Origin of the sequence: Porphyromonas sp. COT-290 OH3588, assembly GCF_000769075.1 — a bacterium.
In the GTDB taxonomy this organism is placed as follows: Bacteria; Bacteroidota; Bacteroidia; order Bacteroidales; family Porphyromonadaceae; genus Porphyromonas.
Genome location: NZ_JRFC01000020.1, coordinates 98,886 through 121,830 on the forward strand (window position 1 = coordinate 98,886; position 22,945 = coordinate 121,830).

Here is a 22,945-nt window from a genome sequence, read left to right on the forward strand (position 1 = left end):
TCCTAAGTCGCTTGGTACTGTACCAACTGACTTAGGATACGCTCTTTTTATGCTCGGGACTAGCTCTATTAGAGCAGTCCGTCGATCTTCTGCTTGTAAGCGTCCTTACTCTGTGCGCCTACGAGCTTGTCTACGAGTTCGCCATTCTTGAAGAATAGAACTGTAGGAATGTTGCGAACGCCGAAACGACCGGGTAGATCGCTATTAGCGTCTACATCGCACTTGCCGATATTGGCTTTGCCTGCGTACTCAGACGATAACTCGTCGATGATTGGCCCAACCATTTGGCAAGGACCGCACCATGTAGCCCAGAAGTCTACAACTAGTGGCTTACCCTCGGCTACTAGAGCCTCGAAGTTCTGATCTGTGATTTGTAGTGCCATAATCTTAATTAAATATGTTTGATTAGTAAATGATCTTGCTCGGTGCCTAGCGAACAGAGAATCCTAGCTCATGCTGTAGGCAGAAGTCGAGCAATTCGTTCGTTGCCCCTACCATCTGTCTGTCGTAGGCAAAGTTGATTTCCATACCTTGTGTAGGGTCTGCAACCTTTATTGATAACATCGCCTTTCCTGTATTGTTCGCTAGGAGCTGGGATAGCTCCTCTATGAGCGTTTCGTCGAGTTTATTTACTGGGATCGTTACCTCTACCTGCTCGACGATGCGGTCATACACCTCGTTGAGCAGCTCGATTTTCTGCACCTGCATCTCCAGCTCGCTAGGGTTATATGGGCGAGCCTGTACGGTGGCGTGAATGAGTACGAATAGGCCCTCTTGGAAGAAATTAGCTTGGTTAATGTAGCTCTGCCCGAAAAGTGCAAACTCAGTCGTACCCATCGTATCTTCGATAGTCAGCCTGCCATAATTGGCCCCTTTCTTAGTTACCCCTTTATATACCCGTGACACCACACCGCCGAAAAGCAGTCTGCGTCCCTCGCCAAGCAAATCTATGTCCGCCAGATCGAGAGTAGATACATTGCAGTAGTGCTCTAGGATCACACGATATGGAGCGAGTGGGTTGGACGATAGATATAGCCCCACCAAATCTCGCTCTCTACCTAATCTCTCAAGCTCACTATAGCCGTCGGAGAGTGTCGGAGGCATAGGCTTAGGGATCTGCATACCTTCGTCATCATCGCCAAAGAGCGAATTGGCTTGTAGGTGTCGCTCCTCCTGTACGAGCCCTCCGTAGCGCACTAGGGCTGCAAGGAAGTGCTCATCTTTGGCCTCGGACTGAGGCTCTATATAGGCCTCTCGCTCGATGCCGAAGCTATCGAATGCCCCAGAGAAGATGAGGCTCTCAAGCGTTTTCTTGTTGCAAGACGAGAGGTCGATGCGCTCCATGAAGTCATAGATATCCTTGTAGGGGCCGTGCTCCTCTCTCTCTCTAATGATGTTGTCCACCGCTGACGTACTCACACCCTTGATAGCACTTAGGCCGAAGCGAATATGTCCGTACTTATTAACGGAGAATTTCTGATCCGACTCATTGATATCTGGCACGAGTACTTTGATGCCCATGGACTTACACTCGTCCATAAGCTTGGTAATTTCGGAGATATTGTTGAGGTTGCGGCTTAGGGCACCTGCCATATATTCGCTCGGGTAGTTGGCCTTGAGGTAAGCCGTCTGATAGGCGACCCAGCTGTAGCAGGTGGCGTGGCTCTTGTTGAAGGCATAGCTGGCAAACTTAGCCCAGTCTGCCCAAATCTTCTCGAGCTTGTCGGTGGGGTGGCCGTTGGCTTTACCTCCCTCGAGGAACTTAGTCCTTAGGGCGGCCATCTTATCCTCCAGCTTCTTACCCATCGCCTTGCGCAGGTTATCCGACTCGCCTCGAGTAAAGCCTGCGATCTCACGTGAGAGCAACATGACCTGCTCCTGATAGACCGTGATACCGTAGGTATCCTTGAGGTAACGCTCCATACAAGGCAAGTCGTAGGTAATCGCCGAGCGCCCATGCTTACGATTGACGAAGTCGGGGATATACTCCATAGGGCCAGGGCGATAGAGCGCATTCATCGCAATCAAGTCCTCAAAGGTCGTGGGCTGTAGGTCACGCAGATACTTCTGCATACCAGCCGACTCGAACTGAAAGGTCCCAACCGTCTTGCCGTCGCTATAGAGCTGATAGGTCTTGGCATCGTCAAGAGGAATACGATCGATGTCTATCTCTATGTCGTGCCGTTTCTTAATGTTGAGTAGTGCCTCCTTGAGGATTGAGAGGGTTTTAAGCCCAAGGAAGTCCATCTTGATGAGCCCCGTTTCCTCAATCACAGAGCCCTCGTACTGCGTCACGAGTAGCTCCTCTCCAGTGGCCTTGTCGCTGGCAGTGCTGATGGGCACAATGTCACTGATATCCGTCTTGCCGATAATGATTCCGCAAGCATGCACGCCTGTATTGCGTACATTACCCTCAAGCATCTGGGCATATTTGAGCGTGTCGAACTCAATAGGGTTCGAGCTAAGAGAGGCCTTCTTCAGCTCGGGAACATACTCGATAGCTTCCTTTAGGGTCACTTTCTTCACTCCCGGTATCTTGTCGGGTACGAGCTTGGCTAGTCGATCACTCTCGGAGAGCGGCAGACGCTGTACGCGTGCCACGTCTTTGATGCTACTCTTAGTGGCCATAGTGCCGTAGGTGATGATATGTGCCACACGATCTTTGCCATACTTCTCTGTCACCCATTTGAGAATATCGCCTCGACCGTCATCGTCGAAGTCAATATCAATATCGGGCATCGAGATACGGTCGGGATTGAGAAATCGCTCGAATAGGAGGTCATACTTGATTGGATCGATATCAGTGATATTGAGGCAATAAGCCACAGCAGAACCAGCAGCAGAGCCACGCCCCGGCCCAACAAATACCCCCATAGCACGTGCCGCTGCAATGAAGTCCTGTACGATAAGGAAGTAACCGGGGAAACCCATGTTCTTAATCGTATCTAGCTCGAAGTCTATGCGTTCTCGCACTTCATTTGTCAGCCCTTCCTGACCATACTTACGCTCTGCTCCTATATAAGTTAGATGACGCAGATAGGCATTGGCATCCTCGAAGCCGTCGGGGATCGGGAAGTCAGGCATCAGAGCCTCGTGGTCGATGCTATAGAACTCTACCTTGTCTAGAATATCCTTGGTACGTGCTAGAGTCTCTGGTACATCGGCAAAGATTTGGTTCATCTCCGCTGTCGTCTTGAGCCACTCCTGCTTGGAGTAGCGCATACGCTTGGGGTCGTTGAGGTCTTTGCCCGTGCTTAGGCAGATCAGTCTGTCGTGCGCCTCGGCGTCCTCTTCGTTGGTAAAGTGTACATCATTGGTCGCTATGACAGGAACACCAAGCCTCTCTCCCAGCTCTAGAATGACGCTATTGACCTTGACCTGCTCCTCGTAGACAGAGCTATTACCTAGAGGGTTATCCGTTTTGTGCCGCTGTATCTCTAGATAGAAATCCTCTCCGAATAGCTTTTTGAACCACAGGATACTCTTCTCCGCCTCATCAATCCGCCCATTCATGATGTGCTGAGGGATTTCACCGCCCAGACAAGCCGAGGAAACGATGATACCCTCGTGATACTTCTCGAGTAGCTCCTTGTCGATACGTGGGCGGTAGTAGTAGCCTTCCGTCCACGAGTGCGAAACCATCTTGATGAGGTTCTTGTAGCCCGTCAGATTCTTGGCCAGTAGTACCAAGTGCCAGCCACTACTATCGACCGAGCGACTTGGCTTGTAGGGGTCTTGAGCATTGGCGTCTTTGTCGAAGCGGCGACGACGAGCGCAGTAGGCCTCGCACCCGAGGATTGGCTTGAATAGCTTCTGCTCAGTCGCCGCAAGGGAAACCTCTAGCTCCTCAATGCGCTTGATATCGTCTGGTGTAGGGGTCTCTAGAGCCTTCATAGCCGAGAGCTCCTGCTTGATTTTTTTGATGGATTTCTGCGTGTCGGAGTTTTTCTTCTGAACGTAGTTGTAGAACTCCTTAATCCCAAACATAGCACCATGGTCAGTCAATGCTATGCCCGGCATTCCATCTTTCATAGCCTTGTCTACAAGGCCTGCTATCGAGGCTTGTCCGTCTAGTAACGAGTATTGAGAATGTACGTGTAAGTGTACGAAGGGAGTCATTGTCTAATATCCTTTTTATAGCCTAGCAAAGATAGCTCATTTTAATATGTTTCTATAATGGCAACAATACTGACCATTAAAGCCCAAGAAGAGCCATCAACTGAACGAATCTAAGATTTAACATGAAGTCAATACGAGCTTATAACCGCCAGAGGTTATTTCTCCACACCCAATCAACTTGATTTTAGGCCTCCACTCCTCTACCTTTTTAGTTAAGGAATGTAAAGGAATTACGCTTAGATTTTAGAAAGTATGGGAGCTATTTATAAAGGTTCGCAAGGCGATTCGGGAAGATTAATGGGAAGTTCTTTTCGGATTGGTGGGCTAATCCTCCAAGGTATGTCCACCAATCCGAATAGATTGATGGGAAGAAATTCTGAAATTTGCTCTTCGCCTAGATAAAATCGTCCTAAATGTGATTTTATCTATTTGATTATTAGATATCTAAAAAGATACGTTTTAAGCGGCTGTTTTCATTCGGCTGGGGCTAAGTGCCCAAACGAGGTCGAACTCAATCTAGAGCCTTCTAGGGGGCAAATACTAGGCGTATCCTCCTTTAGCCCTCCCTACCCTAAGTTTCTCATTAACATTCTGAAATTTGAGCGAAAATATAAATTATAGACTAGGTTTGGCTGAGGGCTCTTCTTGGGCCTTAATGGTCAGTATTGTTACCATTGTAGAAACATAATTTAAATAAGCTATCTTTGCAGTGTTCAATTAAAATTTTAACTTTATGAAAAAACAATTCCTCTTTTTTTTCGGGTGCTTGGCTCTTCCTCTAGTGGGATATGCCCAAGGCTCTAGTACCCATTTGGATAGTATTCAGCATCTAGATGAGGTTTTGGTACAAGCTCAGAGAAATATACCTCTAGCAAGTACTAGCAAGATCCCTGCTCTACAACGTGAAATCCCTGTTTCTATGACGGCTATTACAAGAGGTCAGCTACAGGAGTTCAACCTCAACAACCTTGTTCAAGCCACTAAGCATGTCCCTAATATGCGTTCAATGCACACCTATGGTGCGTTCCAACGCTTCTATATGCGAGGCTTCTCCAATGTCGTTGTGCTCAACGATGGCATGAGAGATGACCGTCATGCTTGGTACAGCTCGGCTCCCTCTACCTCTCTAGCCTCAGTAGAGCGTATTGAGGTGATCCGTGGTGCTTCGTCAATGACAGTGGGTCACAATGCCCTTGGCGGTGTCATCAATGTCATTCGGAGGAAACCCACAGAGGCGACTCGTGTCAATGCGCGTGCATCGTATGGTAGCTGGGGAACCTACCAGCTAGAGGCAGGTGCGGGGGGACGTATCACCGAGGGCCTAACCTTCCGCACCGACTTCGGCACGGGTTACAGCGAGGGGTGGCGCCACACGCAAGATCGCTTCGTCAATGGGCATCTGTCGCTCAACTACAAAGTAAACCCACGCAATGAGCTAAGCCTGATGCTGCTGGCTAACGAAGATATGTACAAGGGAGATCCCGGGCGACCACATATGCCTGCCGATATCTACGATGCCCAAACCAACAAGCTGCTCTACAAGCGTGGCGATGCGCCTCTTGGAGGAGATAGACGCACCCACTATGGCGACCCCATCGACCATCTAGGGCACAAAAACCTGACGACTTCGCTCAAATGGCAATCCAAGCTAGGGGGATCATGGGAGCTTACCGAGTATGCCTCTTACTTCCACGACGATGTCCGATATTTCCAGACCGAGGATCTCATGTATCAGGAGTCTTCTACGCCTACCAAATACTACAAGATTGGTCAAAATAATGAAAAGGTGTACATGGATCTTGATAAGGTGAAGAGAGGATATTTTGCTTTTGACTATCAGACCAAAATCCTGCAGAACCAACTTGAGCTCACGGGCAAGATCACTTCGGGACAAACGCAACATAACCTACTCTTTGGATACGCACTTACATATACAGATATGCCACGCTTTCAAGGCCTGAAGCTAACTGGTGCAGGCAAGGACGCCTTCGTTTCTGTGGATCGCCCCATACTCAATCAGGGTAATCTCGACCCTCAGTACACGGGGCAACGTATCCAGAGTGAGCTGCTCAATGGTCTATACGTGCAAGACTATATGCGCTGGGGGAAACTGGCTGCACTTGCAGGACTACGCCTTGATGTCTATAATCGCTCCTTCCAGATGGCGAAAACGGACGACAAGACCATTCTAAGCAAGGGTGATGTATTCCGAACCAACTATCTAGCCTTTACCTATCGCCTTGGCTTGCTGTATGATATTAGCAAGGAGCTCAATGTCTATGCGTCGGTGTCCAACTTCTTCAAACCCACTCGTACGCAGCCACAAGACAACCGCATCTATCTAGATAGTCGAGGCAATGAGATCAAGCCCGGTAATAGCGACATCTTTGCTCCAGAGAGCGCTATCCAGTACGAGGCTGGAGCACGCCTACAACTGGGACGTATGCTAGAGGCCAATCTTGCAGGCTTCTATATCATCAAGGAGAATATGGTTGCCAATCTTGGGAAGAAAGACAACAAGAATGTGTCGGGACAGATCGGTCGTGCTAGCTCTATGGGGGCAGAGCTAGACCTTACCTTCAAGCCTACCAAGAGCCTAGAGTTTATGGGTGCGTATGGGCTGACTATAGCCAAGAGCGAGAAATATGCGTTTGAGAATAGTGACTATGCCAATAAGCTGGCTGGTAAGTTCCTCGATCGTATCCCGATGCATACAGCTAACCTTTGGTCTTTTTACTCACGTCCTTTGGGAGCAGAGAGCAAGTTCCGTCTAGGACTCGGAGTAGAGTATTCGGACAAGGTGTATGCCGATGCTTCCAATCAATTTGTCTTCCCCGCCTATACGCTACTCAATGCCCTAGTGAGCTACCAGTACAGCCACTGGAAGATTCAGCTCAATGCCAACAATCTCACCGATCAGGAGTACTACGTTACCTCGGTAAATACGACGGGCTATATCCCCTCTCCCGGCAGAGGCTTTACTTGCTCGGTTAGCTACGAGTTCTAATTCTACTCTGGCGTATGAAACAGAGGCGGTGTATCGAGGGACAACCCTTGGTGCATCGCCTCTCTCTTTACCTCTGAATTGGTTGGATAGGCTGGGAGGCCTTGTCTTGTAGTGCGTTGTGTTGGTCTGTGATCTAACTGATATTGTTTTTATTCGTAGAGCTTATACACCAATATTTCTGTATTGTGTTAGTATTAGTACCTTTGCAGGGTATGTGTAGACAATATCAACTATAATATCATAGATAAGAGATGGAACAGAATGAATTGCTCTTGCAGGTAAGAGCCAAGGCTGAGAGCTGGCTAGCACCTAGCTACGACGAAGCAACTCGACAAACGGTAGAGGCGTTGCTCGCGAATGAAAACACTACGGACCTCATCGAGGCTTTCTATAAGGATCTAGAGTTTGGTACAGGTGGTCTGCGTGGCATCATGGGTGTAGGCTCCAACCGCATGAACCGCTACACAGTGGGCGCAGCTACTCAGGGGCTAGCCAACTACCTCAAGCAGGAGTTCTCTCACTTGCCACAGATCTCGGTGGCTATTGGGCACGACTGCCGCAACAATAGTCCGCTATTCGCACGTATCACAGCTGAGATCTTCTCGGCCAATGGCATCAAGGTTTATCTCTTCGAGAGCCTGCGCCCCACGCCTGAGGTATCCTTCGCAATCCGAGAACTCGGCTGCCAGAGTGGTGTTATGATCACAGCCAGCCACAACCCCAAGGAATACAACGGCTACAAGGCCTATTGGAGCGATGGCGCACAGATCATCGCCCCACATGACAACAATATCATCGCCGAAGTCAATAAAATTCGCCGCGTAGAGGATATCAAGTTTACTCCCAAGGAGAGCCTCATAGAGCTACTTGGTGAGGAGATGGACAAGAAGTTCGTAGAGCGTGTAGCAGGGCTATGCCTCGCCAAGGACTCGGTAGCACGCCACAAAGACCTCAAAATCGTCTACACGCCTATCCACGGAACAGGAGTAGAGATGATCCCACGCACGCTCCGTGCTATTGGCTTCGAGAACATCATCAATGTACCCGAGCAAGATGTGGTAAGTGGCGACTTCCCAACAGTGCACTCACCCAACCCCGAGGAGCCAGCGGCTCTAGAGATGGCTATTCGCAAGGCCGAGGAAACGGGGGCAGATATTGTTTTGGCCTCAGACCCAGACGCAGACCGTCTAGGGGCTGCCGTGCGTGACAACGAAGGCAAGATGGTGCTGGTCAATGGCAATGATATGTGTGCTATGCTCACCTACTACGCTATCGCTCAGCGTAAGCAGGCTGGTACCCTCTCGCCCAAGGACTATGTAGTCAAGACTATCGTAACCACTGAGCTAATCAAGGCTATTGCAGACAAGAATGAAGTACCTATGTTCGACTGTTACACGGGTTTCAAGTGGATTGCAGATGTAATACGCAAGAATGAAGGCAAGATGAACTACATCGGTGGTGGCGAGGAGAGCTATGGTTACCTAAGAGAAGACTTTATTCGTGATAAGAGCTCGGTATCGGCATGCGCCATGTTCTGTGAGATGGCGGCTTGGGCCCTAGACAAGGGGCTCACGGTCTACCAACTACTACAGCAGATCTACCTAGAGTACGGTCTATACAAGGAGCAGGGCATCAGTGTCGTGCGCAAGGGTAAGAGCGGAGCCGAGGAGATCGAGGCAATGATGAAGAACTATCGTGAAAACCCAATGGCTACACTGGGCGGTAGCCGTGTAGTAGAAGTCCTTGACTATGCCAAACTTGAGGGTCGTTGGATCGACAAGGGCGAGGTATTCAGCCTAGATATGCCCACGACAAGCAATGTGCTACAGTACAAGACGGAGGACGGCACCAAGGTATCTATCCGCCCCTCTGGCACAGAGCCTAAGATCAAGTTCTACATCGGTGTGCGTGGTGACGTCAATACGCTAGAGGAGCTTCCTGCTGCTCAGCAGGCTTGCCTAGACAAGATCGCACAGATACGCACCGAGCTGGGGATCTAGCTAGATTGAATAGCCGAGAGGACGTGCCATAATATCGGTTTATGGGCGCTCTCTCGGCTCTTCTATCTCATGGTGTCTACTCCACCACGAGAGCTCTATCACCCACCCTAGCCTCTCTCTATCATCAATCTCATCAATAATCCCCGAACGATTTACTAGAAGTATAGCATTCAAAGAAGTATGCAAGCAGAGCAATTTCGTATGATTGCCAAGACACTCCACTCGCTGGAGGAAGTATTGGCCAAAGAAATACAAGAATTAGGCGCCACGGACATTGAAATCGGGCGACGTATGGTTTCCTTCGTAGGGGACAAAGCAATGTTGTACAAGGCTAATCTTCGCTTGCGTACGGCTCTACGTATCCTCAAACCCGTCTACACCTTCAAAGCTAGCAACCCAGACGAGCTTTACGAGGCGCTTAGCCGATTTGACTGGACGACTATCATGACGGGGCGGCAGACCTTCTCGGTCGATACGACCGTTTACTCCGACGACTTCACGCATAGTAAATATGTAGGCTACCGGTGTAAAGATGCTATCGTAGACTTTTTCCGAGCCAAAGACGGTACACGTCCGTCTGTCCGTCTAGACAATCCCGATATTTACCTCAACGTACACATCGCTAATAGAGAGGTAACGCTCTCTCTCGATAGCTCAGGCGAGAGTTTGCACAAGCGTGGCTACCGTGCGGTGCAGACTGATGCTCCGATCAATGAAGTCTTGGCCGCAGGTATCCTACTGATGGCTGGCTGGCAGGGAGAAACGGATCTAATCGACCCAATGTGTGGCTCGGGGACATTCCTCATAGAGGCAGCTCTTATCGCTCGCAACATAGCACCCGGTATCTATCGCTCAGGTTTCGCCTTCGAGCGCTGGCTAGACTATGATGCGGCACTCTTTGACGCCCTCTACAACGATGATAGTGACGAGCGAGAGTTTACACACCGCATCTATGGCTCGGATATTCTGCCTCATGCGATCGAGGTTGCCAAGCGAAACGTAGCACGTGCTGGCGTTGGTCGATACGTAGAGCTAGATGTAATGCTTCTTCAGGAGCGCCCTCAACCCACGGAACCAGCACTTATCGTAATGAATCCACCCTATGGAGAGCGGCTTCGCCTGACGGATCCTGAGGCTCTATATGCTATGATTGGGGAGCGGCTCAAGCACAACTTCTCAGGCTGTACGGCTTGGATCATAGCCTATAAGACAGAACACTTCGACCACATTGGCCTAAGACAGAGCAGACGAGTGGAGCTAATGAACGGATCACTTGAGTGCGAGCTGCGTGGCTACGAACTATTCTCTGGCAAACGAGAGGACTACAAGAGCCGCCCCCGTGAGCCACGCTTCCCCAAACAGAGAGAAACGACCTCGGGCACTACTCAGCGACAGAGAGAGGACCGCTCAGAGCGTCCGCCTAGAAGCGCTAAGCCTAGAGGAGAAGAGCAGAGGAAAGGTGGGTTTAGGTCAGACAGACCAAGCCGTGGCCAATCTACCTCTGAACGCAAGCCACGCAGCAGTCAAAGCGAACGTATAGGTGAGAGTAAGCACAAGAAGGGGCAGACACTATGGCCTAGCGATCGCTTCCGTTTCAAGGACGAGGAGGGACGTGAGCGTCGTCGTCCGCCTCGTCAGCAGGCATTCCAAGTCTTCAAGTCTGAAGATAAGCAGGACTAAACTGCCACTACAAATAGATAAGACCACTAGGAGAGGCTTATGAAACTCTCTTCTAGTGGTCTTTTTGCGTTCGGCCAATTAATCCTCTAGGTGGCTATATACTAGCGAAGCAACGATTGGCTGCGAACCCAGCCTAACTGACTTAGTTCGTCCCAGAAATGCGGGAAACTCTTGGCCACAACCTCTGGAGCTTCTACTTGTACAGCGCCCAATAGGTGCACGAAAGCAGGTGCAAGTGCCATCGCCATACGGTGGTCGCTGTGAGTACGCAGTACAGTCGCCGTATCATTATGTCTAGAGGTATACTTGCCGTCCCAAGCTATCCGAGATGGATAGAGCTGTAAGTCTGCTCCGACTTTGGCACATTCGGTTCTCAGTGCCTCTAATCTATCACTCTCCTTGATACGTAGATGAGCCACACCATCGAGCGAGAAGCTCCGTCCTAGTGCAACGGAGGTTGCGACGAAGGTGGGGACTAGGTCTGGACAAGACGAACAATCGAGCGTGAGCATGCTATCGGCTCTTGCATGGGTTAGACTCAGTTGGATACCAGACTCATAAGGCTCAGTCATCACACCAAAACTCTCGAAGATGTGCGGCAAATATAGGCTATCCCCTTGTAGAGAGGGTAGCTTCAGTTGAGGCAGTTGGAGGCTCTCGACCGCTCCTATCGCCACTAACTCGTAGGCGTAGGAGGCTGCAGTCCAGTCTGCTTCCTCCAGAGTAGTGGTACTAGCAATCTCTTTGGTTCTCGTGGAGTACTCGTAGACTTGCCCTGTCTGGTGCCAATAGACACCTTGCTCTCGTAGCACCTCGAGCGTCATCTGTGCGTATGGCGCAGATGACAGACCCGACCGGCTAACATCTATCTTGTAGCCTCCGCCCTCTATACACGCACCAATCAACAGCAATGCACTCAGATATTGCGAGCTAGCAGAGGCATCTAACTCTATGGCTTCTCCTCTTATCTGAGCGGGCTCTATGGATAGAGGCGGATAACCGGGTTGGCCTAAATACTCCAGCTTAGCCCCGAGCTGGCGCAGCGCCTCAACTAATGGAGCGATTGGGCGTTCATGTTGTCGTGCCGTTCCCTCCAGTCGAACCGTGTGGCTCGTCTTTGCCACCAAATAAGCAGCCATAAAACGCATAGCTGTACCAGACTCACCGACACTGATGACACTGCCTCCTTGATGCGATACCTCCAATGCCTGCACAAGCGATCTGATATCCTCCGGCAGCCTAGCTCTATCCGTACAAATAGGCCCGAGATCCACTCCTCGAAGCGAGGCCAATAGCAGACGCCTTGCCATTAGGCTCTTGGAGATTGGTAGATACAGGATATGCCGAGTCGGCTCAGTTCTATTATGTTGCAGGAATAGTTGTAAGTAGTTTTTGCTCATACTGATTTTCTATGACAAGAAAGATCCCATCTGCTTGAAGCGACTCGATGGCTCGGTAGTGCTCATAAGACAAGCAGATGGGATAGTATAGACTTGACAGACTTGTGCTCTATACCCTAGAATGTGTATGTACAGCCGACGTTGGCCACAAAAGGCTGTACTGGATAGCCGAGTACCCAGCTGGGCTGCTCTCCCGGAGCGAACTGGCCGTCTAGGGTAAGCGTCCACCTCTTGCCGACACGATAAGCTCCAGAGAGGCTAAATACCCCGAAGGTTGGGAGCTCGACGAACTCGGTTCTAGCTCCATTGGAGTAAGTCAGATCGGCTCTGTAGCCTAGTCCCGTCTGTACTTGATAGCCTACACTCAGATCCGTGTAGCCATTAGGGCGATAGTGTACGCTAGCCTCGAGCTCGAAGTTTGGTCGTCCCGACAGAGGGTAATGTAACTCTTCACCTGAAGGGAGAGCGACTCCATCCTTGATGCGCCACCGATGGCTACGAGCTGCAACCTTAAACGTGTAGGCACGATAGAACGTATAAGCTAGAGCTGCACCAAACTCGTAGTGGTGCGTCGGAGCCGCATCTCGGTAGAAGCGTTTATACCCACCGATAGAGTAAATCTCGTTGCTCATAGGCAGCGAACCAAAGTCACTGCTAAGGGCCTGCCCCTGCATTACATAGTCCTCTACGTTGCGCATTAGCTCATAGCTTGCATATAGCTCGAGAGAGAAGTTAGGGAGGATAAGCCCCGAGAGAGCAAGCCTAGAGGAGAATGGTATGCGTGTGAGCTCCGACTCGTTGAGCAGTGGCATCCGTGGCAGGCGTAGGGCATGGCTTATTAACCCGTTGCTACGGACTCCTCCGTCAATCTTGGCACTCAGCAGCCAACTCTCCGACCAGCCGATATGTGCATCAAGACGAGGCCACAGAAGCATCAAGTTCTTATCATCATCTGAGGACTGGAACGAAGCCAAGCCTAGTCCTACAAGTATGCCCCAGTCGAAGCGCTCCTCAACTCCGTCAATCTGCCACGAGGGGCTAATCTGTATATAGGAGTCGTTGAGCGACTTCTTGCGATCGGGTTCACCTACAGATAGCTCTCGGTCGAATAGATAGAGCAGGCCCTCGGCCTTGAAGTCTAGATTGAGCCGACCATAGTCACTCAGCGTACGCCCTAGGAGCAGCTCAACCTTGGGGTTCAGTTCTTTGAGCTCGCCCTGCTTTACCCAAGCGAGGCTGGGAGCGAAGTGATAATGCCAATTACGCTTGGTAGCCTCTATGGAGCTGATACTCCCACCGATCTGCAAGTAATGTCTATGCCACATATCATCTTTGAGGGCACGCCAAGCCGAGATCTCTTGATCCGTGTGAGCGACATTCTGCTGTTTGATTAGTAGCCCATAGAAGTTCTGATGATCCTGCTGGTAGCTTGTAGATAGGTGCCATCTCATATTGCCACTCTGGCGGAAGTAGTCTGCTCCTAGCCCCCAGCTCTGCTCCTTGATAGGCTGCTCGAGGAGCTCCCCACTAGGATTGTAATGCGTCCACCGACCATTTAGTCTGAGGTCAAGGTAATCCGTCTGAGTATTAATGGGTCGTACGCCTGCCTCCAAGCGAGCATTGTAGCGTACGCCTAGAGCTCCAGAGAGATAGCCGAGTTGACCACTCTTGCCCATGAGGGTGGGCAGAGGAGCGAGTGAAGTGAGTGCGCCTACTTGCACTGGTGCATCAAGCCTAGTTAGGGCAGAGGGAGAGAAGTGTTGCCGCTCTGCTGTATAGACCTTCGGGGTCGATAGAGTGAAGCCAATAGGCGTACGCACCTCGAGCTTGTTCTCCTGCGTAGTCATCACCTTGAGGCTACGCCGTAGTGTATCCACTGGCGTATGGGCACTTTTACTCTGAGCCCAAAGTATATCGGCACTGGCTAGCCCAAAAACAAGGCTTAGCCCGATGAAGCATATCTTGTATTTCATGATTTCTGAGAGTATTTAGTTAGGCGCTGCTCGATCATCTCTTGGATATCGGGCTCTGGGTCTTGGTAGTTGTCCTTGAGGCTCTGTATATACTGCTGAGCCAAATAGAGATCTCCCACCGCCTCGCAACTGTCGGCCAGCAAGACGAAAGCTCTTGCTAGCCAGTACTGCTGAGGGGTACCAGTAGCGACGAACTGCTCCAGCATCTCTTGTGTCTGCTTGGCTTGTCCCAAACGAAGCATCAGTGTAGCCCTACGTACCATAGCCTCTGCTCCCGCTGGAGTATCAGGGTAGGCCGATAGACTTGCGTATGTCGCTATTGCAGTTTTCACGGCTTTATTCCCCTCCTGAGCTCTACCTAGCAGAAGCGTCAGCTCCTGCATAGGCTCCGCTGGGAGCTGCTTGCGTCGAAGAAGTTCTTGGGCCACCTCGGCAGCTAGAGTAAATTGCCCTGCGTCTAGGGCTGTTTGAGCGAGCTTCTGACCAAGCTCTAGGCTAGTTTCCGCCGACCCATGAGCTAGCTGATAGGCCTTACGGTACGCCTCTACGGCTTCTGCACCACGTCCCAGAGCGAGTAATGTCGCTCCCATCTCGGTCTGCACACGTAGGGACTGCTCTGGCGAGAGGGTAAGCACAGAGAGCTGACGCAGGCGCTCCAGAGCCTCTCCTCTGCGCTCGGTTTGTATGTAGCGGTCAATGAGTAGCCACTCAGCTCTATAACGGTCGGGACTATCGGGATAGTCGCCAACGAAGGCCAGTAGCTCCTGCTCTACTCCAGCCTCGGCACGGCGCAAACGGCTCTCAAGGGCTAGATACTTCAAGTGAATAGCGTCTTGCTCTCTTGGCACAAGTTTACCTCCTAGGCCAGATACAAATGCTGCGTACTCATCGAGGCGATGATTCTCGGCATAGAGGCTTTTTAGATCGCTTAAGGCTATCTGGGCTTCACTACTCTCCGGATAGGTAAGCACCACGTGCTTGTAAGCCTCTATCGCCCGCTGCTCATCTCCTTTGTTGGACTGTATCAAAGCTCTTTCTAGAGCAGCCAGTGGAGCGGAGGGGCTAGAGGGGAATCGCTGCTCTAGTGAAGCAAAGATCTCATCTGCTGCACCCGATTGCTTGCGCCCTATCAGTAGCGCTCGTCCCTTGTCATAGAGTACATCTGCGACGTAGGCGGACTGTGGGTGCTTATCTAGTAGCTTGTCGATGACCTCTATCTGCCTGTCATACTCGCCTCTCTGTCTATGTATGGTGGAGGTGCGATAGAGAGCCTCGTCGCTCCCCTCTGGGTGAAGTCTGTCTGCACGCAAATAGCAGGCCATTGCCTCTTGTGGCTGCCCTCCCTGCCCGAGTAGGCAGTCACCCATACGGCAGAGCGCATCTGCTCTCATCTGTGCTTGTGCGTCGGACGAGGCATATCGGTCTAGGGACTTATAGGCCTCTGCATACCTCTTCTGGTTGTAGAGGGCATAGCCGTGCAGATAGCTAGCTATACCATGCTCATAGGCGGAAGCCCCTTGCTGCAAACGCATCGCAGCTGCCGCATCTTGCTCTGCCTCTCGGTACTTGCCCTCTCGCAGATAATAAGTAGCACGCATCACTCGTGCTATGGCATAGGCTTCTCCCTTGCCCGAGAGGGCGATGGCTTCGTTGAGGGTCTTGAGGTAAGTCGCTGGGTCTGACTCCTGTGTAGAGGCTAGGCGTACTAGGACGTCTTGCTTAGCATCCGTCAGTTTCTCTCCTTGACTCTCTAGACGTTTGATGAAGTCCAGTTTGCTTTGGTAGTCCTTGCCAACCGAGAAGTAGCCACGTAGCAACTCGATCACTCGTTGGCGGTGTGGGCTATGGGGATAATCGGCTAGAAATCGCTCGGTCTGTCTGATCTGGCTACCGAAGGCATCATAGCCACGAGAGAAGCCAATCTCAATAAGCTGATACAAGGCTTCTTCCTTGGTCTTGCTGGAGCTCTTGGGGTGCTCCATGACAGCCGAGAGAGCGAGTTGAGCTTGTCCGTCCTGTCCGTCCGCTCTGTACGCATTGGCTAGGGCAAACTGAGCGATGGCTCCACGCTCACCTTGAGCAAGTGTAGCACGCTGTAGGGCAGGTATCGACAGCCCCATCTGGCCATTAGCTTGGCTCTGGGCACGATGATAGTAGGCTGCCCCCAAGGCGAATGCCTCCTCTGCGGTTAGGTTAGGCAGCTCCAAAGGAGCCAAGATGCGAATAGCATTGGTATAGTCCCCAAGGGCATAATAGGCTTGCCCCATAGCCCCTTGTAGGCGTATGCGCTCGACAAGCTTGGGGAACCGATGCTGTAACTCTTGCGTACGAGCAATGGCCTTGGAGGGCGCCTCTCTCTCGTATGCCATTAGAGCTTGTAGATAGGCAGCCTCTGGGGCAAGCTCTGGGCTCCATGGGTGATCTGCCAGTAGTGTAGCAGCTCGGCTAGCCTGCCCCTCGCTCCAGTCGAGGTTGCAAAGGTAGAGTATGGCCCACTCTGCCCATATAGATCGGCCCGTAGAGGCCTGCTCTAGCAGAGCTCTAGCCGCTGGTATGCTAGCAGAGGTATTCTGCTCTGTGAGCATGAGGTAGGCACGTAGTGTCAGGCACTGGGAGTATTCTTCGTCATTGAGTCCATCGGCCTGCACTAGGGATAGGTGGTGAGCAGCATTGATGCGGTCACCGCTCTCCATATACACCAGTGCGAGCATAAGCCTAGCCCGGTTGCGATCCATTGAACTAGGGTACTGCTCTACGAAGTCGAAGAGGACCCGTGCACTAGAGCTCTCTAGGCTCATGAGCTTGGAGAGCGCTTGCATATAGGGCCTCTGATCGGCATTGGCAAAAGTAATAGGCAGGTGCAGTCGGCTCTGCGAGATACCGATATGGTTTTGTCCCACGGCATATTGCCTCATCTGGCTCTCTAGACTCAACCTAGCAGAGGGCAGAGATTGCTGTGCTCCTAGATGAGAGAGGAATAATGTAGACAGACTGAGGCAGAGGACTAAATGTTTCATACCTAAAGTAATTCAAAAACTTGATACATATTTTGACAAAGATAACAAACACAGCTCAAATGCTCCTCTGCTCATGTACTCGGCTTGCCAATACATAAATAAGGACACCATCTGAGCTGCCTCTATAGCTCTAGCGAGAGAGCCAAAGACTGCCCGTCTTGCGTACTGCCCTCTAGTGGCTCGCTAGTCTAACTGGCAAGAGGGTGGCGGAGTAAGTGCCGACCACAAACTAGGCGTCGGCTCTAGCCATGGTAGAGGCGGCTGAGCGACTGTGGGGCGAATGGGTGTATTGCGTGTCTGTGGCGTGTCGATACCAGACTTCTTGAGCATCTCGGACATCCACGGCAGACGCCCCACGTATAGGAAGCGCTTGTTGAAGTAGCCGCTTGACTTGAGCTTGTGCTTAATGATACCACGGCTATTAGTACTGTGCATAATAGTCAGATCTCCGTCCTTATTGTCCACCACGAGGGCCACATGGCCTACTCGAGAGCTAGAAGCATTGCGCCCCTTGAAGAAAACCAAATCTCCGGGTCTAGCCTCTGCGACTTTCTTGACGAAAGTGCTTAGTGCTGCCGATGAGCGGGGAATCTGTACACCTAGCATCTTATATAAATAAGATACGTAACCAGAGCAATCCAACGGCCAAGGAGCTATGCCTCGTGAGCGGTAGGGTTTGCCGAGTAGTCGCTCACCGCTGCGTATGAGCTGCGAGAGCGCTTCCTCCAGCAGAGGCTCGTCCGTGCTAGCAGCCCGTGACACTTGCGCTGTCTGTATGCTGTGACTTGTGGCAGGCTTGCTTTTGCTCTTCTTATTGCGTGCGGCGCAGCTAACCAGAGGTAGCGAGAGCAGTACTAGCAGATAGAGCCGAGAGGCTAGAGTATATTTGGGGTTCATCAGCAATCTTTATCTATTGATTTTGTCGTATTTTACCAGATATGTAAGCATTATAGCTATGAGTTTGTTGTAGCAAGGAGATAGAGTGGCGCACATAAATCTCCTCACACCGGCGTGATAGCTATCAGTACTTACACAATATGGCAACGAACGAAAATAAACATTTATTATGAAATAGGGCATAACCTCCATGGACGAAGATCTAAACTGACTGTTAAAAGATGTTATCAATCTATGGATCAATTGTCGAAAATTAGTTGGGATTTGCTGAAAAATTGAAGGACTGATTTGGGAGGATTCTAGGACTCATTTCTCTAGATGTGTCCTACAATTCGCATAGATTGATGGGAAGAAATACGCAACAGTAAAGCTCCAATCTACTGAATATGCCAACAAAACATTTTATACAACTGATTATCAATAGGATAACAAAAATCTATTTTAGGCAATTATTTTTGCTGAGCGGAGCGGAAGTGCCCCAATAAGAGAAAATGCAATCTAGAGCCTCCTAGGGGGCAAATACGAGATCTACACATTTTCCCCAAAGCGCTCATGTGCTTTCCCATCAACATTCTGAACTCTGACCTGAAATATAAATCGAGCCTTGGCCAAAGACTCTACTCTCTCGACAAGCAAGGCAACACACTTGTAGTACACCAAGCAAGCCCTCTTTGCTGCATTAGGAGACACGTCAAGTTATATTCGGCAAGGCATCGCAATCATAATAGACAAGACACAGCCCTCTCAAATTGCCAGCTCCTAACCTGACATGGGTTCTGCAGAAGAGTTTGTGTATCGTGAAAGGCTCAGTTAGCACATCGGTGTGTTTCTCTTTTCCCGCTGAGTATGAAAAGACAGAGGTCCGAGTCGGTTTCGACTCGGACCTCTGTTCCTGCGGAGAGAGCGGGATTCGAACCCGCGAGACGCTTGTGACGCCTACACGCGTTCCAGGCGTGCCTCTTCAACCACTCGAGCACCTCTCCTTTATCCTAAAAGCAGTACAAAGATAAAACTTTTTCGCAAACGAGTACTAAAACTGGAAATAAATGAAGGGCTGGATCTCAGCAGACCTCATCTGTATAACGGCAGTCAGCAGAGCCAATACAATAGCTGCCTGCCAAACGAACTCGGCACGAGCAAAGAATAGCCTAAAACGACGCTCCAGTCGGTGACTCGTAAAGTGCAGCATATAGCCTAAGATCATCAAAGCAAACACCAATCTATACCCCTGCACAAACTGAAGGAAGACCTCTGGGTGAAAGTTCGTAGCAATCTGCGTAAGTACTTCGCCTGCCGTCTGCATCGACTCTGCCCTGAAGAATATCCAAGCAAAACATACTAAATGAAAGGTTAGTATGCGTCCCAACCAGCGGCGCCAGAGAGGAAGCTGATCGGCACCACGAGCCGAGCTTGGCACTAGGCTACACCACATCTTATGCACCGCCAAAGCAACCCCATGTACTGCCCCCCAAAGAACAAACCTCAAGGCGGCACCATGCCACAGACCACCGAGGAGCATCGTAAGCATCAAATTAATATAGGTGCGTACAGAACCTTTGCGATTCCCCCCAAGTGGAATGTATAAGTAATCCCTGAGCCACGAAGAAAGTGAAATATGCCATCGCCTCCAAAACTCAGTGATGCTGGCAGACTGATATGGAGAATCAAAGTTGATATTGAAGCGAAAGCCCAATAGCAACGCAATCCCGATAGCCATATCGGAGTACCCAGAGAAGTCGCAGTATATCTGCAAAGCATAGCCATAGACACCCAACAAATTCTCAAGCCCAGTGTAGAGAGCAGGCGCATCGAAGATACGATCGACAAAGTTGAGGCTGATATAGTCCGATATGATAGCCTTCTTAAACAGACCACTTACGATCAGAGCCAGCGCCTCCCCATACTCTGCTCTTGGCAATGTAGGCTTACGATAAATTTGGGGAATAAAATCCTTGGCCCGAACAATAGGCCCTGCCACAAGCTGGGGGAAAAACGACACATAGAAGACGTAGTCTATCCAACGTTTCAGCGGTTGTATCTCTCCTCTATACAGGTCGATGATATAGCTCATGGTCTGGAAAGTATAGAACGATATCCCTGCTGGTAGAATAATGTCCCACGCTTGCCATTCACCGAGCACCCACTCGGGCTTACCAAGAGCCAAGCCAAGCATATTCATCAAGCCGAAAAACAAGCTAACAAGGAAATTGAAATACTTAAAGTAAGCCAAAACCCCGAGATTGATGAGCATACTCAAAGCAACGTAACCCTTTCGTTTACCTCTGTTTGATGTGCGGGACATCAATCTACCGATGAAGAAGTCACTCGTTGCAGCCAACACTAGAAGAATTACATAGAGACCACTGCTTTTGTAATAGAAGAATAGGGAGAAAAGTGCTACGTATACGATACGCAGAGTAGTGTATCTCCTAAGTGCGCCATAGATAGGCAGGAAGAGTAGGAAGACGAAAAAAAACAATCCACTAGAGAAAATCATCGGCGCTGTGGCATCATAGCGCAGAAGCTGTGGAATGAGAGAGAAATCCAAAGAGCTTAAAAAATCCATCACGCCCTTTATTTATGCCCCACAAGAGGCTTACTCTGCTCTATGATCTCAACCAATGCAGCAGCAATATACTCGCCATGCTTAGTATAGCCAGCTACGGTGTAGTGTGTGCGGTCTGTGTGCATCCAACCTTTGGCTAACCAATGATTAGCCTCTCGCTCTGTCCCGATACTACCATACAGATTAATCAATGTGTAGCCACGCTGACGAGCCAAATAGTCCATAGTGCGTGCAGCCGTACCCGTATTCTTGTTGTAGCTATAATTGACCACGGTACGAGGAACGGACTTTCTCTTGCCTCGAGCTCGACCACGAGCATACGCCACTCGGCTAGCGGTCTTGAGGAAGCTAGGCGGCGGTGTCGTCATCACAATCGGCAGATTGGGCAGGCTCTTCTCTAAGAGTGTAAAGAATGTAGCCATATTAGCCCGAAACTCTTCCGCTGAGAACCTAAAAGTGTAGGAGTCATTCGTCCCGAGTGACACGATCAACAGGTCTGGCTTGGCCTTAACTATACGGTCGATCTCAGCTTGTATGCTATAAGTAACATACGTAGCACCATTGATTCCCCAATGCTGCACCTGAATGCTATCTCCATACTGGCCGCACAGACGCTCTCTGATGGGAACTGTCGTGAAGCCACTAGTAATATGGCTATCTCCCAAGTGTACGATGCGTAGTGGTGCCCGATCCGTACGACTAGACTTGAACGACTGCCAAAGTGCTTGATATATTGGACTTGATGGTGCATACCAACGATAGACCTTGGGCTTGTTGGCTGCAAAAAGTGACTCTATGCCCAGAAGTAATATGAGGCATAGGCTCAAAATATATGTACTATTGCGCTGCTTCATAATATCGTTTTTCTATTTCTAGAGCTTCCACGAATTTGCTCGCTAGCTCTCGCCCACCCTTATGATTAAGATGAGTATAATCTTTGGCGGCCTTACCCTGAGCTGCCATCTGTGTAATGCCGCCTATTGAGCGCATAGCCTTGAGCAAGCTCCAAAAGGGCAACCCTAGGTCTGCCGCCAGCATCTCTTGCTGCTTGTGCAGCTCTATGATAGCCGGCATAGTGGTCATTGAGCCAGACGAACGCTGGGCCCTATCCGACACACCTAGTAGCATGACGTCGGCCTCGGGATAGAGCTGTCGTAGATGTTGTATGGCTCGCTTCATTTGCTTGGCATACCCACGATAATCTCGCTGTTTGGCATTGGCTACATTGAGGCCGTACTGTAGAATAATCAGATCGTACGGGCGTAAACGCCCAAACGTTTGGTTCAGATCAAGGTCTAGGGAGGACAACAATAGCCCTGAGTTCCCTCGTAGCGACATATTGTCTACCGTAACGCCACGGCTCTGCTCTAGGGCTATACCATAGCTCGTCATGGAGCCAGCTCCGCTGGTGAGTGCCATCTTGATGCTCGTAGTCGGAGGTGTAGCATAGGTATAGGTGGACATAGCTACGCCTTGCTCTGTGGCTGGGAGGTGAAGCTCTTCCTCGCCACTATCAGTCGTGATCTTAACGGAAAGAGGCTCCGTGGCTTGATAGTACATAGTGGCACGATCGAATGCACCCATTCCCTTAGGCAGGCTATAACGAGACCATGCACTACCCTCTGGACGAAAGATATGCCCAGAGATAATATGACGCTCTCGCTTGCTGTGTAACATTGAATGATCCTTCCAACCTCGGAAGTCATGCCGTACCGACATACGAAATCCAGCAGTAGTACTGCTCATCGGCATCCACCCCACGCCCGAACCTCCATATAGGGTCTGGAGCTTAGAGCGCAAAGCATCGGTAAAGATATCTCCCTCAACAAACGAATCTCCCAGCACAGCAATACGAACCGATGCATCTAGAGATTGGCACTTAGCAAGACTAGAGAAAAAGCGTCGAAGACCCGTACGGGTTTGGCTATAGTCTACAATCTCAGTGCTGATACTATCCTCTTCTGACCAGCTCTCTGTATGTATCCGTTCATATACTTGGGCTCGTCTTACCTGCTCTTGCTCTATCGCCTGTGCGTCACTGTGTGATGCATCTTCCCCTTCCAGCTCTATAGTTGGAGTTTCGTACATATATACATCTAGATCGATAGTATCAATCACCTCTGTGGATCTCTCGACACGAAGATCTGCCAGCATATCAATAGGCTTAGACTCCCAGCCTCCAATATTCCTAGGCAAGTAATATAATAGTAATAACCCCAGCATCACAACTAGTAACAGGGCATACATACGATAGAAGTAATCTTTCGTTTTTTTCATCCAGCGTCA

At 50.3% G+C, this 22,945-nt stretch carries 12 protein-coding genes and 1 tRNA gene; 3 read left to right on the forward strand and 10 right to left on the reverse strand.

All coding sequences use genetic code 11. The features are described 5' to 3' along the window. Positions 1–68: 68 nt before the first annotated feature. Positions 69–383: a thioredoxin gene (gene trxA, locus HQ48_RS05580; RefSeq protein WP_044186699.1), complete on the reverse strand. Its 315-nt coding sequence runs from the start codon at positions 381–383 to the stop codon at positions 69–71. A 46-nt stretch (positions 384–429) separates the two neighbouring features. Beyond that, positions 430–4,119, reverse strand: a complete 3,690-nt coding sequence (dnaE, locus tag HQ48_RS05585) for a DNA polymerase III subunit alpha (protein ID WP_044232225.1) — start codon at positions 4,117–4,119, stop codon at positions 430–432. Positions 4,120–4,852: 733 nt separating this feature from the next. Here dnaE and HQ48_RS05590 point away from each other — a divergent pair. From HQ48_RS05590 to HQ48_RS05600, 3 genes are all read left to right on the forward strand, one after another. Further along, the gene (locus HQ48_RS05590; RefSeq protein WP_044232227.1) at positions 4,853–7,126 is read left to right on the forward strand and encodes a TonB-dependent siderophore receptor; all 2,274 of its coding nucleotides are present in this window, start codon (positions 4,853–4,855) and stop codon (positions 7,124–7,126) included. A gap of 251 nt (positions 7,127–7,377) precedes the next feature. After that, positions 7,378–9,126 carry a phospho-sugar mutase gene (locus tag HQ48_RS05595; protein ID WP_044232228.1) on the forward strand — a complete coding sequence of 583 codons (1,749 nt, stop codon included), beginning with the start codon at positions 7,378–7,380 and terminating at the stop codon, positions 9,124–9,126. Between the two features lie 180 nt (positions 9,127–9,306). Next, positions 9,307–10,806 (forward strand): class I SAM-dependent RNA methyltransferase, encoded by a 1,500-nt coding sequence (locus HQ48_RS05600; RefSeq protein WP_044232230.1) that lies wholly within the window; start codon positions 9,307–9,309, stop codon positions 10,804–10,806. A 101-nt stretch (positions 10,807–10,907) separates the two neighbouring features. Here the strand turns inward: HQ48_RS05600 and HQ48_RS05605 are convergent, their stop codons facing one another. The 8 genes from HQ48_RS05605 to HQ48_RS05640 form a co-directional block, all read right to left on the reverse strand. Further along, positions 10,908–12,206, reverse strand: coding sequence for a 3-phosphoshikimate 1-carboxyvinyltransferase (locus HQ48_RS05605; protein WP_044232231.1), 1,299 nt, complete (start codon positions 12,204–12,206; stop codon positions 10,908–10,910). A 116-nt stretch (positions 12,207–12,322) separates the two neighbouring features. Continuing rightward, a complete protein-coding gene (locus HQ48_RS05610; protein WP_044232233.1) occupies positions 12,323–14,179 on the reverse strand; it encodes a hypothetical protein in 1,857 nt (618 codons plus the stop codon). Next, a complete protein-coding gene (locus HQ48_RS05615; RefSeq protein ID WP_081969739.1) occupies positions 14,176–17,196 on the reverse strand; it encodes a tetratricopeptide repeat protein in 3,021 nt (1,006 codons plus the stop codon). The genes HQ48_RS05610 and HQ48_RS05615 overlap by 4 nt, the downstream gene beginning before the upstream one ends. Positions 17,197–17,379: 183 nt before the next feature. Further along, on the reverse strand, positions 17,380–18,093 hold the full coding sequence (locus tag HQ48_RS09010; RefSeq protein ID WP_052408986.1) for a C40 family peptidase: 714 nt from the start codon (positions 18,091–18,093) through the stop codon (positions 17,380–17,382). 895 nt (positions 18,094–18,988) lie between these two features. Beyond that, positions 18,989–19,076 (reverse strand) — tRNA-Ser (locus HQ48_RS05625). A 47-nt stretch (positions 19,077–19,123) separates the two neighbouring features. Continuing rightward, positions 19,124–20,659, reverse strand: coding sequence for an MBOAT family protein (locus HQ48_RS05630; RefSeq protein ID WP_044232237.1), 1,536 nt, complete (start codon positions 20,657–20,659; stop codon positions 19,124–19,126). Between the two features lie 8 nt (positions 20,660–20,667). Next, positions 20,668–21,513: a GDSL-type esterase/lipase family protein gene (locus tag HQ48_RS05635; protein WP_052408987.1), complete on the reverse strand. Its 846-nt coding sequence runs from the start codon at positions 21,511–21,513 to the stop codon at positions 20,668–20,670. Further along, positions 21,497–22,936 (reverse strand): GDSL-type esterase/lipase family protein, encoded by a 1,440-nt coding sequence (locus tag HQ48_RS05640; protein WP_044232238.1) that lies wholly within the window; start codon positions 22,934–22,936, stop codon positions 21,497–21,499. The genes HQ48_RS05635 and HQ48_RS05640 overlap by 17 nt, the downstream gene beginning before the upstream one ends. Positions 22,937–22,945: the final 9 nt, after the last annotated feature.